This is a genomic window from Mesorhizobium sp. M0808 (assembly GCF_040320025.1).
Classification (GTDB): domain Bacteria; phylum Pseudomonadota; class Alphaproteobacteria; order Rhizobiales; family Rhizobiaceae; genus Mesorhizobium.
Window position 1 is genome coordinate 1 of the sequence record NZ_JAMYOX010000018.1, and the last position, 12,702, is coordinate 12,702.

Annotated in this window: 11 protein-coding genes; 8 read left to right on the forward strand and 3 right to left on the reverse strand. The window is 62.9% G+C overall.

All coding sequences use genetic code 11. The annotated features are described in order from the left end of the window. Positions 1-609: 609 nt before the first annotated feature. Positions 610-1,485 (forward strand): MurR/RpiR family transcriptional regulator, encoded by an 876-nt coding sequence (locus tag NKI25_RS20240; protein ID WP_245274693.1) that lies wholly within the window; start codon positions 610-612, stop codon positions 1,483-1,485. A gap of 61 nt (positions 1,486-1,546) precedes the next feature. On the opposite strand, the gene NKI25_RS20245 is transcribed toward NKI25_RS20240, so the two are convergent. The 3 genes from NKI25_RS20245 to iolD form a co-directional block, all read right to left on the reverse strand. Beyond that, positions 1,547-2,380 carry an SDR family oxidoreductase gene (locus NKI25_RS20245; protein ID WP_023676598.1) on the reverse strand — a complete coding sequence of 278 codons (834 nt, stop codon included), beginning with the start codon at positions 2,378-2,380 and terminating at the stop codon, positions 1,547-1,549. A gap of 3 nt (positions 2,381-2,383) precedes the next feature. Continuing rightward, on the reverse strand, positions 2,384-3,283 hold the full coding sequence (iolE, locus tag NKI25_RS20250; RefSeq protein ID WP_352587548.1) for a myo-inosose-2 dehydratase: 900 nt from the start codon (positions 3,281-3,283) through the stop codon (positions 2,384-2,386). A 126-nt stretch (positions 3,284-3,409) separates the two neighbouring features. Then, entirely contained in the window at positions 3,410-5,257 is a 1,848-nt protein-coding gene (gene iolD, locus NKI25_RS20255; RefSeq protein ID WP_352999184.1) for a 3D-(3,5/4)-trihydroxycyclohexane-1,2-dione acylhydrolase (decyclizing), read from the reverse strand. 107 nt (positions 5,258-5,364) lie between these two features. On the opposite strand from iolD, the gene iolG reads away from it, so the two are divergent. The 7 genes from iolG (at position 5,365) to NKI25_RS20290 (ending at position 12,688) form a co-directional block, all read left to right on the forward strand. Next, positions 5,365-6,372 carry an inositol 2-dehydrogenase gene (iolG, locus tag NKI25_RS20260; RefSeq protein WP_352999186.1) on the forward strand — a complete coding sequence of 336 codons (1,008 nt, stop codon included), beginning with the start codon at positions 5,365-5,367 and terminating at the stop codon, positions 6,370-6,372. A 3-nt stretch (positions 6,373-6,375) separates the two neighbouring features. Then, positions 6,376-7,812, forward strand: coding sequence for an NAD-dependent succinate-semialdehyde dehydrogenase (locus NKI25_RS20265; protein ID WP_352587557.1), 1,437 nt, complete (start codon positions 6,376-6,378; stop codon positions 7,810-7,812). Positions 7,813-7,822: 10 nt separating this feature from the next. Continuing rightward, the gene (locus NKI25_RS20270; protein WP_023676593.1) at positions 7,823-8,638 is read left to right on the forward strand and encodes an HpcH/HpaI aldolase family protein; all 816 of its coding nucleotides are present in this window, start codon (positions 7,823-7,825) and stop codon (positions 8,636-8,638) included. Continuing rightward, positions 8,638-9,603: a hydroxyacid dehydrogenase gene (locus NKI25_RS20275; protein ID WP_352624799.1), complete on the forward strand. Its 966-nt coding sequence runs from the start codon at positions 8,638-8,640 to the stop codon at positions 9,601-9,603. The genes NKI25_RS20270 and NKI25_RS20275 overlap by 1 nt, the downstream gene beginning before the upstream one ends. Further along, positions 9,593-10,717: a Gfo/Idh/MocA family protein gene (locus NKI25_RS20280; RefSeq protein ID WP_352458349.1), complete on the forward strand. Its 1,125-nt coding sequence runs from the start codon at positions 9,593-9,595 to the stop codon at positions 10,715-10,717. Before NKI25_RS20275 ends, NKI25_RS20280 begins: the two co-directional genes overlap by 11 nt. A gap of 137 nt (positions 10,718-10,854) precedes the next feature. Then, entirely contained in the window at positions 10,855-11,595 is a 741-nt protein-coding gene (locus tag NKI25_RS20285) for an ATP-binding cassette domain-containing protein (RefSeq protein ID WP_023676590.1), read from the forward strand. After that, the gene (locus NKI25_RS20290; protein ID WP_352587994.1) at positions 11,588-12,688 is read left to right on the forward strand and encodes an ABC transporter permease; all 1,101 of its coding nucleotides are present in this window, start codon (positions 11,588-11,590) and stop codon (positions 12,686-12,688) included. The genes NKI25_RS20285 and NKI25_RS20290 overlap by 8 nt, the downstream gene beginning before the upstream one ends. Positions 12,689-12,702 lie beyond the last annotated feature (14 nt).

Consider the following 12,702-nt stretch of genomic DNA (forward strand, 5'->3'; position numbering starts at 1 on the left):
GTCATCGGATGCTCCTCTCAAGCTGAAGGTTGACACTTCATGCTCGGAGGCCGATGGCCGTCCGTCACCCCTGATCGATTAAAGCCTCACCGACGCTGCCAACAAAGCTCACGCCTCAAACCCCGCGCCCCTCCCGCGAGCGGGTTCGTTCCCTGACCCAAAGTCGAAGTTCCGAAGCCCTCACATTGGGTCCGCATTGCGGGCGAAGCGGACAACATGGCTTGCCGGGCGTCAATGCTTCGATACGTGCCACGGCAGGCAGAGCCTAGCAGGGTCCCAAGAATCGCAGGATTTCGGCCGCGAGCGCATCCGGTGCTTCCTCAGCCATGTGGTGACCACAGTCCAGGCACTTCCCCTGCAGTCTCGCCGCCGTCCACGGTCGCCAAACTTCGAGAACATCGCCGTAAAGCCGCTCAAGGGTCCGAAACCGCTGCTCCTCTGACGCTTCTCCTTCGCACGGAGCTGTCGCAGCCCTCTTGGTGCGCGGACGCGCGGTGCGCACACAACTTGTGGCCCGATAACAGACCCGATAACAGAGTTGACAACTCTCTGCTGGTCAAAAACCTTCAAAGACGCCATCATGCAACAAAAATTGCAAGGATGTGCATCGTGGACGAGAAGGTCGAGGCTCCCAAGGACTATGAGGATCTCATCCGCGTGATACACGACCGGTATGATGGGATGAGCAAGTCGTACCAGAAGATTGCGTTGTACCTCACCCAAAATCCGAATGACGTCGCGGTGCGATCGGTGAACTCGATCGGGGAAGGCAGCGGCGTTCACGCGTCCAGCTTCGTCCGATTTGCCCAAGCATTGGGGTATGAAGGGTTCAAGGACCTGCAGAGCCTCTTCCAGAAACGATTGTCCACCGCGGCTCCCGGCTTCGAAGCCCGCGTCAAGGCGTTGGAGAAGGAACTGGGGGAGCGGACAGATCGCAGCGAGATGGGATTGATGCACGACCTGGTCGTCCGTGACATCGCGTCCCTGAAAGAGATGCTCACCGATCTTCAACCCGAGGATCTGGCAGAAGCCGTTAGCCTGCTCGAGAAGGCCGACGTCATCTATCTGATGGGACAACTTCGCTCGGCACCGGTCGTCGAACTCCTTCGCTATATACTGACCATGCTAGGTAAGCGCTGCGTGCTCCTGGATCCGGGCGGCGGACTGGCCACGCATATGGCCCGCGCGATGCGGAAGACGGACCTGCTGTTTGCGGTGTCGTTCCGCTTCTATGCGAACGAGGTCGTCAATGTTGTGGAAGAAGCCGTGGGGAGAGGTGTACCCATCGTGGCGATCTCGGACAGCACGCTGTCTCCATTGGCCAAGAGCGCGCGCGTTCTGTTCGCCGTACCGGAGCACGAATACACTTTCTCGCGCTCGCTGGCGGCTCCTATGTGTCTTGCGCAGGCTTTGACCGTGGCCTTGGCGGCCAGGCTTCAGAACAACGCAGTCGATCCCCGCATTCCAACGGTTACCGAGCGGTAGGGACTGCGAACCGCGAAACCTGGCCTCATTGCAGCATTTTCGGACCGCCGGCCGTCGATTCTCAATCAGTGTCGGAAGGCGAGAGCGCCATCGCCTTTTCAGGCACGGCCATGGGGCCGGATGCGGCACCGAGGACTGTCTGGTCGTAATCCACCACCGCACCTGTCATGAGCCCGGCATCGTCCGAAACGAGGAAGTTGACGGTGCGGGCGGCCTCGGCCGGATCGACCAGCCGGCCGAAAGGCAGGTTCGCAACGGCTTTCGCTTCCCAATTGGGATCGCCCGTCTCACTCGCCTGCAATTCTCGCTCGTTATCAGACGCCATCCAGCCGACATCCAGCTGGTTGACGCGGATGCGGTTCTTCATGACGGAAAACGCCGTGTTGCGGGTCAGCGTCGCCAGCGCCGCCTTAGTGGCACAGTAAACGTTGATGAAAGGCTGGCCGGCATGTTCCGAGATCGAGCCGATGTTGCAGATGGCGCCTTCAATGCCGTCGCGGATCATGCGGCGGATGGCCTCCTGCATCAGGAAGTAGGGTCCGCGCACGTTGACGGCGAACAGGGCGTCGAAAAGTTCGGGCGAGGTATCGAGGATGGTGCCACGGTCCGTGCGGGCACCGGCGTTCACCAGCACATGTATCTTGCCATAAACGCGCTCGGCCTCCGCCATCACGCTTCGGCAATCCTCGACTTTGCCGAGATCGGCCTTGACAAAGTGGACAGGCACGCCGGTGTCGTGCGTGATCGCCTCGGCCGCGGCACGGCCCTTCGCCTCGTTGCGGCCGAGAGTGACAAGACCGGCAGCGCCGGCTTCCGCCAGCCGGCGCGCAATGGCCGCTCCCAACCCCTGCGTTGAACCCGTGACAACGCAGACCTTTCCATCCATGCGATTCATACTTCAGCTCTCCACAGTGTAGCCAGCCGCGGCCATGACGCGCCGCAATTCCTTATGCCCGATCTTCGCCATTTCGAGTGGCGGACTTTTGACGGGATCCTGCTCGGCTTCAACGACGAACCAGCCTTCGTAACCGTAGGAGGCCAGCCGCTTCACGATCGCCTCGAAGTCGAGCGAGCCGTCACCGGGTACGGTGAAGGCCCCCTTTACCACTGCGTCGAGAAAACTTTCCCGGCTGCGGTCGAGCCCGTCCACGACCGCTTGGCGGATGTCCTTGGTGTGTACATGCGAAATGCGGGCGTGGTGCTTGTCCACCACCCGCAGCACGTCGCCGCCGGCAAAGGCCATATGGCCGGCATCGTAGAGCAGGGGCAGACCCTCGCCGGAATGCTTCATCAGCAGATCGACGTCCTGTTCGATTTCGATCGGCGCGGCCATGTGGTGGTGGTAGCAAATCGGCATGCCCTGACCCGCGCACCATTCGCCGAAAGTGGTGAGCTTACGGCCGTAGGCCTTGATCTGATCGTCGTCGAGACGCGGGCGCATAGCCAGCGGCGTTCCGCGGTCGCCCTGAATGGTGCGACCCGTCTCGCCATAGACGATGCAGGGCGCGTTAGTCGCCTTGAACAACTCCATCTGCGCGGCGATGCGGTCCTTCTCTTCATCGATGTCGCCGACCAGCAAGCGACCGGAGAACCAGCCGCCGCAGACACTCATGCCGTGCTGCCTCAGGGTGGGCTCAAGCACCGTCGCGTCCATCGGGAAGCGGCGGCCAGTCTCCATGCCGGTGAAGCCGGCCTCGCGAGCCTGCCGCAGGCACTCTTCCAGCGAGACGTCGTCGCTCAATTCGGGGAGGTCATCGTTCCACCAGGCGATCGGCGCGATGCCAAGCTTGGCTCTCATTTTCATCTCCGATCATGATTTTCCGGCCGGTGCCGGCTGCTTGCGCCACGAAAAAACTGCCGGAACAATGCTCAGGGAGTGTCGCATCGTTCCGGCAGAGGACGCCCCGAGGGGCGTCCGACAAACTCAGACACCTATGCGCTGGCGTTTACGGCCTTCGGCTTGCACGGAATGGGCCTGGCGAACCTGTTCGCGATCGCTGACTTGCGGTACGCCGACGTCCCACCACGCATCCCCGGGCGTCCAGATGAAGGCGTCGGAGACGATGGTAATGACGGTGGTTCGGTCGGTGGTCTTCGCCCATTCGATCGCCTGGCCGAGATCGGCAAGGCTTTCGACACGCCGCGCCAGCGCGCCCATGGCTTCCGCGTGCTTGGCGAAGTCGACCGAGAACGGCTCCTTGACCCGGCAGTCCTTGATAAGGTTGTTGAAGGAGGCGCCGCCCTTGGCATTCTGCAGCCGGTTGATCACCGCATAGCCGCCATTGTCGCATACCACGAGAATCATCTTATGGCCGGCGAGCACCGACGAATAGATGTCGGAGTTCATCATCATGTAGGTGCCGTCGCCGATCATGACGATCGGCGTGCGGGTAGGGTCGGCCATGGCCGCGCCCCAGCCGGCAGAGATTTCATAACCCATGCAGGAGAAGCCGAACTCGCAGTCGAAAGTGTTGGGCTCCTTCACCCGCCAGTTCTTCATCACCTCGCCGGGCAGTCCACCGGCCGCGGTGATCAGCAGGTCACGCTCGCCCGCCTTGGCGTTCACCACGCCTACGACCTGCGCATAGGTCGGGACCGGCTCGTTGGTCGGCTTCTGGAAGCCGTCAAGCATCGTGTTCCACTTGGCGAACTCGATGCGACCCTTGTCTGTCCAGGCCCTCTCCGCTTTCCAGTCGCCGAGGGCACCTTCGAGTTCGCTCATCGTCTCCAGCGCGTCGCCGACGACGGCGAGCGCCCGGTGCTTGGTGGCATCCCAGCGTGCGGCATTGATCGAGACGAACTTTGCGTCGGCCGAGAAGGCGCTCCAGGATCCGGTGGTGAAGTCCATGAGCCGTGTGCCGACGGCGATGATCACGTCGGCTTCCGCCGCCAGCGCGTTGGCCGAGGTTGAGCCGACGATGCCGATCGGTCCGACATGCGCGGGGTGGTCGTGCGTAACCGTGCCCTTGCCGGCAATCGTCTCCGCGAGCGGGATCCCATGCCTTTCGGCGAAATCGCCAAGAACCTTCTCTGCACCCGAATAACGCACGCCACCACCCGAGATGATCAGCGGCCGCTTTGCGCTTTTGAGGAGGCGCGTCGCTTCGGCGAGCCGGCTGCGATCGGGCCGGGGGCGCGGCACCTCATTCACCGTCTGTTCGAAGAAGGCTTCGGGATAATCCCAGGCGATCTCCTGCACATCCTGCGGCAAAGCGATGAAGGCAGGCCCGCAATCGGCCGGATCAAGCAGCACCGCAACCGCCTGCGGCAACGACGAGATGATCTGCTCGGGATGGACGATGCGGTCCCAGTAGCGCGTGACTGCCTTAAAGGCGTCATTGACGTTGATGGTCGGGTCGCCGAAGTGCTCGACCTGCTGCATGACCGGATCGGGCCGGCGACTGACGAAGGTGTCGCCTGAGAGCATCAGCACCGGCAGCCGGTTCGAATGGGCGACACCCGCCGCCGTCACCATGTTCAGCGCACCCGGACCGATCGAGGTCGCCGCAACCATGATCTGGCGCCGGCGCTTCGCCTTCGAAAAGCCGATCGCTGCAAGCGCCATCGACTGCTCATTCTGGCCGCGCCAGGTCGGCAGCACGTCCTTCACCGCCTCGAGTGCTTCAGAAAGGCACGTCACGTTGCCGTGCCCGAAGATGGCGAAGACTCCCGGAAAAAGCGGAACTTTCTCGCCGTCGACGACCGTGAACTGGTTGCACAGATAGCGCACGAGCGCCTGTGCCATGGTCAGACGGACGGTGGCCCTGGTCATCTTTGTTTCCTCCCTAACGACGGTCTTTCCAAATCTATAGGGAATGCCCATTGACAAATCAATATGTTTGCAACGATCATTGCAAAAATTCAAACCGGGAGGATTTCTTGCTCAGGATTGCTGTGCTCGGCTGCGGTCGGATAGGTAGGATGCATGCGGCAAACATCGCCGCGCATCCCCGTGCAGAACTGGCCACCGTCTATGACATCGACGAATTGTCCGCGGAGGCTGTCGCGGCGCGGCACGGCGTTCGCGCTTCGGGATCCGCCGACGAGGTATTTGCCTCGGCAGATGTAGATGCGGTCCTTGTCGCGACGGTGACTGACACGCATGCCGATTACATCGAAAAGGCGGTGGCCGCTGGCAAACCCGTGCTCTGCGAGAAGCCGATCGATCTCAGCCTGGAAAGGGTGAACCGTTGCGCCGAAGCAATTTTGTCCAAGGGCGTGCCGGTCCAGATCGGCTTCAACCGACGTTTCGACCCCGGTCATCGTGCGGCGTGGAACGCCGTACGATCCGGCGAGATCGGCGACCTGCACCAGGTCATCATCACCTCGCGTGATCCTGGCATGCCGCCCCGTTCCTACTACGAGGTCGCGGGCGGGCTTTTTCGCGACATGACGATCCACGATTTCGACCTCGCCCGCTTCATGCTGGGAGAGGAGCCGGAGGAGGTGTTCGCCATCGGAGGCCGGCTGATCGACCCGGCGATGATGGAGGAACTGAACGACTATGACAGCGTCATGGTCGTGATGTGGACCAAAAGCGGCAAGCAGTGCCACATCAACAATTCCCGCACCTCAACCTATGGGTACGACCAGCGCGTCGAACTGCTGGGCAGCACCGGCATGGTGATCAGCGGCAACCGGAAGCCTCATGAGTTGCTCCGTTACTCGGCCGCGCGGGCCGAAGCCACCACGCCCTACCTCGACTTTTTCATCGAGCGATATCGCGAAGCGTTCGATGCCGAGATCGACGCCTTTGTTACCTGCGTCGAGAAGGCCGAGCGGCCGCTGGTCGGTTTCGAGGACGGGCGCCGCGCTCTGGTCCTGGCCGAAGCGGCGATGAAATCGGCGGTCGAAGGCCGCTTCGTGAAGGTCAGCGAGATCGGATAAGCCATGTACGCGAACTACGGACTGTTCATCGACGGGAAGTGGCGCAAGGCATCCGACGGCGGGACGGCGCCGGTGACGAGCCCGGTGACGGAAAAGCCGCTGGGCGAGGCTCCGGTCGCCACCCGCGCGGACACGGAAGAGGCGCTGGTTAGCGCCGCCCGTGGGTTTTCCGCATGGAAATCCAAGGGTGGTTTTGAGCGCGCGTCCGCCCTGCATGCTATCGCGGACGAGATGATCCGCCGCAAGGACGAAGCCGCGCGGATGATCTCCAGCGAGACCGGCAAACCTATTGCCCAGTCCGAGCGCGAATGGGGGCTGGCGGTCGATCAGTTCCGCTGGTACGCCGAGGAGGCCCGCCGGATCTATGGGCGCGTCATCGAATCGCGCGTGCCCGGCGGTCGTTTCGAAGTTCTGCACGAGCCTGTCGGGATCGCAGCCGCCTTCACCGCCTGGAACTTTCCGGCGGCACTGGTCGCCCGCAAGGTGGCGCCGGCGCTTGGCGCTGGCTGCTCGACCGTCGTCCGGCCGTCAAGTCAGACGCCCGGGACGGCGATGCTGATGGTCGACTGCATCCGCGCCTGCAATCTTCCTGCCGGCACCGTCAGCCTGGTCGTTGGGCCCACGAGCACGACCTATGCGCCGATCATGGCTTCGCCGGCGGTGCGCAAGGTGTCCCTCACCGGCTCGACCCGCGTCGGCCAGCAGATGATCCGCGATGCTGCCGACACGGTGAAGAAGGTGTCTATGGAGCTTGGCGGCAACGCGCCCCTGATCGTCTTCGACGACGCCGATCTGGATGCCGCGCTCAACGTCTCCGTGCCGACCAAATACGCCAATTCCGGCCAGGTCTGCGTCACACCGGATCGTTTCTTCGTCCACGAAAGCCTGCACGACGCCTTCGTCGAGGGCTTTGTGCAACGCGCCAAAGCGTTGAAACTGGGCGACGGGCTCGACCCATCCGTGCAGATGGGCCCGCTCATCAATGCCGGCCGGCTTTCCGAGATCGAAGACATCGTGTCCGACGCTATGAAAGCCGGTGCGAAGCTCGTCGCGGGTGGCCATCGGGTTGCGGCGTTCAATGCCGGCCATTTTCATGAGCCCACGGTCCTGACCGATGTTGCCGACGACATGAGGGTCTTTGCCGAGGAGAATTTCGGGCCGATCGCGGCGATCACCCGGTTTTCCTCGGATGAGGAGGCGCTGGAGCGGGCGAATGCTTCGCCAATGGGATTGTCGGCCTATGCCTTCACGTCGAGCCCGAAGCGTGCGCGCCGCACGGTAGCCGAGCTGAAGGCAGGCATGGTGGGCATCAACAGCTTCGCTCTCGCCGCATCGGAAGCGCCGTTCGGCGGCACGAAATATTCCGGAATGGGTCGCGAAGGCGGCAGCGAAGGTATCGGTGACTACCTCGACACCAAGCTTGCGCAGATTGTGTTCTGAGGAGGCCGCCTTGATCAAGAACGAGCTCAAGCAGATCTGGGCCGAAGGGCGGCCCACGATCAATGGCTGGCTTTCGATCGGCAGTCCATTCACCGCCGAGATCATGGCCGCGCAGGGCTATGACAGCGTGAGCATCGATGTCCAGCACGGCGCGCTCGACTATTCGATGCTGCTTCCGATGTTCCAGGCGATGCGTGCATCCAGGGTGGTGCCCATGGCGCGCGTGCCGTGGCTGGAGCCGGGCATCATCATGAAGGTGCTGGATGCCGGCGCCTATGGCGTGATCTGTCCCATGATCAACACGCCGGAACAGGCGGCTCAGCTCGTCAGCTACCTGCGCTATCCGCCGGCCGGCCAGCGCAGTTTTGGGCCGACGCGTGCCAACTTCTCGGCGGGTGCCAACTACGCGGCCGAAGCCAATGACGAGATCCTGGCTTTCGCCATGGTCGAGACCGCCGAGGCGATGCGCAATCTCGATGCGATCGCCGCAACGCCAGGGCTCGACGGCATCTATGTCGGTCCCGCAGACCTGACCTTCAGCCTGCACCAGGGGCGTCTCGCGCCGTCCTTCGATCGCGAGGAGCCTGACATGATCGCCGCTCTGCGGACGATCGTTGCAGCCTGCAAGAGGAACGGCAAACGCGCCGCGCTCCATTGCGGCACGGCCGACTACGCCGCACGTGCCATCGAATGGGGTTTCGACATGACCACCGTGTCAGGCGACTCCCGCCTGCTCGCAGCAGCGGCCCAGGCGTGTGTTGCCCGCTTTCGCGAATTGACCGGCGCGAAGCCCGCCTCTCTTGAAGCCGGCAAGGGAGGCTATTGATGCCGCACGTTCTGGTCGCCGGAAAACTTCATCCGAGCGGCATCGAACTTCTCGATGCGTCGCCCGGCGTCACCTACGACTATGTCGAAGATGTCTCCGAACCAAGCTACGCACCTCTGATCGGCAAGGCCGATGGCCTCGTCATTCGCACCCAGCCCTTGTCGGCTCCGACCGTAGCACGCGCCGAGAGGTTGAAGATCGTCTCGCGCCATGGCGTCGGCTACGACGCTGTGGATCTATCCTCCCTCAATCGGCGCGGGATCGCTCTCGCGATCGTCGGCGATGTGAACTCGGTGTCGGTGGCCGAGCACGCCATGATGCTGTTGCTGGCGGCAACCAAGCGGCTGATCCGAGCGGATCGTTCGGTGCGCGGTAACGAATGGGGTTGGCGCAACCGGCTGGAGCCAAGCGAACTCTCGGGCAAGCGGCTTCTGATCCTCGGGTTCGGCCGGATCGGCCGCCACCTGGCGCGCATGGCGGCGGCATTCGGCATGGACGTGCGTGCCTATGATCCATTCCTTGAGAGGCAAGGCTGGCCGGAGGGGCCGGTCGCGCCGGTGAGCGATTTGCAAACGGGACTCGCCTGGGCCGATGCGATCTCCGTCAACGTACCCAAGGCCGAGCGCCCGGTGATCGGCCCCGTGGAACTCTCGGCGATGAAACCGACTGCTGTTCTCATCAACACAGCGCGGGGCGGCATCGTCGACGAGGCGGCGCTGATCGCGGCGCTGCGAGCGGGGCGCATCGCAGCGGCCGGTATCGACGTCTTCGACGATGAACCACCCGCCGCGGACCATCCGCTCTTCGGCTTCGACCAGGTGATTCTGACGCCGCACATTGCCGGGCTCACCGCCGAGTGCGGCGAGCTCATGGCAATCTCGTCCGTGCAGAACGTGCTCGATTTTTTCGCCGGGCGGATCGACTCAGCGCTGGTGGTAAACGGAGCCGAGTTGAATGGCCGGTGAAAAACCTCAACTCAGAATCGGCCTGATCGGCACCGGCTTCATGGGCAAGACCCATGTGTTCGGCTTTGCTGCCGCACAACGTGTCTTCGATCTTCCCTACGAACTGGTGCTCCACACGGTTGCGGACAGAACCGAGGACCTCGCCGCGCAGGCGGCGCAGGCCTTGGGGTTCGCGCGGGCGAGCGGGGACTGGAGGCGTCTGGTCGAGGACCCGGAGATCGATATGATCGATATCACGGCGCCGAACGGCTTCCACAAGGAGATGGCGCTCGCCGCCATTGCCGCCGGCAAGCACGTCTATTGCGAGAAGCCGCTGGCGCCCCTTGCGGCGGATGCCCGACGGATGGCCGAGGCGGCGGAAGCGGCCGGCGTCAGGACGCAGGTCGGGTTCAATTATCTCTGCAACCCGCTGCTCGCGCTGGCGCGGCAGATGATCCGCGCGGGCGAGTTGGGCGAGATCCGCAGCTATCGCGGCATTCACGCCGAGGACTACATGGCGGATGCGGAAAGCCCATTTACCTTCCGGCACGATCCTGTCGGCGGTGGCGCATTGGCGGATCTGGGCAGCCATGCTCTGGCCACGGCGGAGTTTCTGCTTGGCTCGGTGGAACGGGTCCTCGGCGATTCCGTCACCGTCATAGCGAGCCGTCCGGATGGCCGAGGCGGGCGCCGGACCATCGAGGTCGACGACATCGGTCGCGCATTTCTGCGTTTTGCCAATGGTGCATCCGGCAGCATCGAAGCGAGCTGGGTCGCCACCGGCCGCAAGATGCAGCACGATTTCGAGGTTTATGGCACCAAGGGGGCGCTCGTCTTCAGCCAGGAGCGCTTCAACGAGCTGCATTTCTACAGCACGGCCGATCCCGGCGGCCGGCGTGGCTTTCGGCGCATCGAGGCCGGTCCGGATCACGATCCCTATGGACTCTTCTGCGTCGCACCAGGCCATCAGCTCGGCTTCAACGATCTGAAGGCTATCGAGATTGCGCGGTTCGTCGATGCGATCGCCGGGAAGCGAGACGAGTCTTTCGGCTTCCGGGCCGGCCAACGCATCCAGGAACTCGTGGAGGCAATTCAGGGCTCGGCCCGGGAGAGCAAGTGGCTGCGAACAGACTGATGCGAGGGAGAGTTGGTCGCCGCCCCGCATGCGTCTGAAATAAACGTTGCATGTTTGTACATTTTGCAATATAGATTGCAGCCGGAGAGAGGTACGTCGGCTGAGTGCTCAAGTCGACGTCGCACAGGGAGGAGAATGTGTCTGTGCTGGACGTACGAAGCGTCTCGAAAAGCTTTGGTGCTATCCGTGCCTTGTCAGATGTTAGCTTCGCGGTTGCTGCCGGCGAGGTGGTTGGCCTGATGGGCGACAACGGTGCCGGGAAATCGACCATGGTGAAGCTGATTGCGGGGAACTTCCCACCCTCCGACGGCGAAATCGCGGTGGACGGCAAGGTCTGCCATTTCCACAAGCCGATCGAGGCACGGGGCGAAGGGATCGAGGTCGTCTATCAAGATCTGGCCTTGGCCGACAATCTGACGGCCGCCCAAAATGTCTTTCTCGGCCGCGAGATGAAGAAGGGGTTTTGGCCGCTCCGAGTGCTCGACAAGCAGGCGATGATCAACCGCTCGGCAAAACTGTTCGCGGAGCTGAAGTCGGAGACGCGGCCGCGCGATCTGGTCAAAAAAATGTCAGGCGGCCAGCGGCAGGCGGTCGCCATTGCCCGCACCCGGCTATCCAACTCCAAGCTCGTGCTGATGGATGAGCCGACCGCGGCGATTTCGGTCCGCCAGGTAGCCGAGGTGCTGGAGCTGATCCGGCGGCTCAAATCGCAAAATGTGTCGGTAATGCTGATCAGCCACCGCATGCCCGATGTGTTCGCGGTCTGCGACCGCATCATCGTGCTGAGACGCGGCTCGAAAGTGGCCGACAAGGCGACGGAGAAGACATCGCCGGAGGAGATCACCGGCCTAATTACGGGAGCGATCCGTGATGCATAGCCAGAGCGACATGCTGAAGGAAGGCCATGCGTCCATCGGTGATGTGGTCGGCATAATAGAGCAGAGCGTTTTCCAGAAGATGATCGCCAGCCAGGCCTTCTGGGTCGCGATCGCGCTTTTCGTGTTGGTGGTCTTCATGACGTGGCTGGAGCCCAGCTTCGGCACGGTCGACAACGTTACCAACACCACCCGCAATTTTGCACCTATCGCCATCATGGGGCTGGGCATGACGGTGGTGCTGATCACCGGCGGCATCGATCTGTCGGTCGGCTCGGTGATGGGGCTGGTCGCGATCGTCGCCGGCCTGCTGCTCACTTGGCACCAGCCTTGGTATGTGGCGTTTGGCGCGGGTCTGCTCGCAGGCATCGCCTGCGGAGCCTTTAACGGTTTCTTCGTGGCCTATATCGGCATGCCGTCCTTCGTGGTGACGCTAGGCATGCTGTCGATCGCGCGCTCGCTGGCGGTCGTGCTGTCCGGCAACCAGATGCTTTACCAGTTCGGACCCGATGCGCCGATCGTCAAGGCCATCGGCCAGGCCAAATGGCCGAGGCACACGCCTGACGGCTGGGTGCCTCATTGGATCCCGGAACTGTCCTCGCAGTTCTGGGTGATGGTGATCCTCGCGCTCATCGTCGGCTCCGTCTTCATTTTCACCGCCTGGGCGCGCCACCTCTTCGCGATCGGCGGCAACGAGAACGCCTCGCGGATGACCGGCGTCCCCGTCGACTGGATCAAATTCCAGGCCTATGTCTTCTGCGCATTTACCGCATCGATCGCGTCCCTGCTGCTGCTCGGCTACAGCGGCTCGGCCATCAACGCGATGGGAACCGGCTACGAGTTGAGGGTGATCGCCGGCACCGTCATCGGGGGGGCCAGCCTGATGGGCGGCTACGGAACCGCGTTTGGCGCTGTGATCGGTTCGGCCTTCCTCGAGGTCATCCGCAACGCGCTGCTGATGGCCGGGATCGATTCGAACTGGCAGGGCGCCTTTGTCGGGGCCTTCATCATTCTTGCCGTGCTTCTCGGCATGCAGACCTCGGGCAAGTCGCTGCGGGCGACGCTGGAGGATATGTTTACCTGGAAGCGCAAATAGAATCCGGCGGCCGC

Bases quoted from the DNA above. Each gene is read 5' to 3' on its own strand.
- NKI25_RS20290 (WP_352587994.1), top strand. From the start codon at position 11,588: ATGCATAGCCAGAGCGACATGCTGAAGGAAGGCCATGCGTCCATCGGT.
- NKI25_RS20280 (WP_352458349.1), top strand. From the start codon at position 9,593: ATGGCCGGTGAAAAACCTCAACTCAGAATCGGCCTGATCGGCACCGGC.
- iolD (WP_352999184.1), bottom strand. From the start codon at position 5,257: ATGACCAGGGCCACCGTCCGTCTGACCATGGCACAGGCGCTCGTGCGC.
- iolE (WP_352587548.1), bottom strand. From the start codon at position 3,283: ATGAGAGCCAAGCTTGGCATCGCGCCGATCGCCTGGTGGAACGATGAC.
- NKI25_RS20265 (WP_352587557.1), top strand. From the start codon at position 6,376: ATGTACGCGAACTACGGACTGTTCATCGACGGGAAGTGGCGCAAGGCA.
- NKI25_RS20245 (WP_023676598.1), bottom strand. From the start codon at position 2,380: ATGAATCGCATGGATGGAAAGGTCTGCGTTGTCACGGGTTCAACGCAG.
- NKI25_RS20275 (WP_352624799.1), top strand. From the start codon at position 8,638: ATGCCGCACGTTCTGGTCGCCGGAAAACTTCATCCGAGCGGCATCGAA.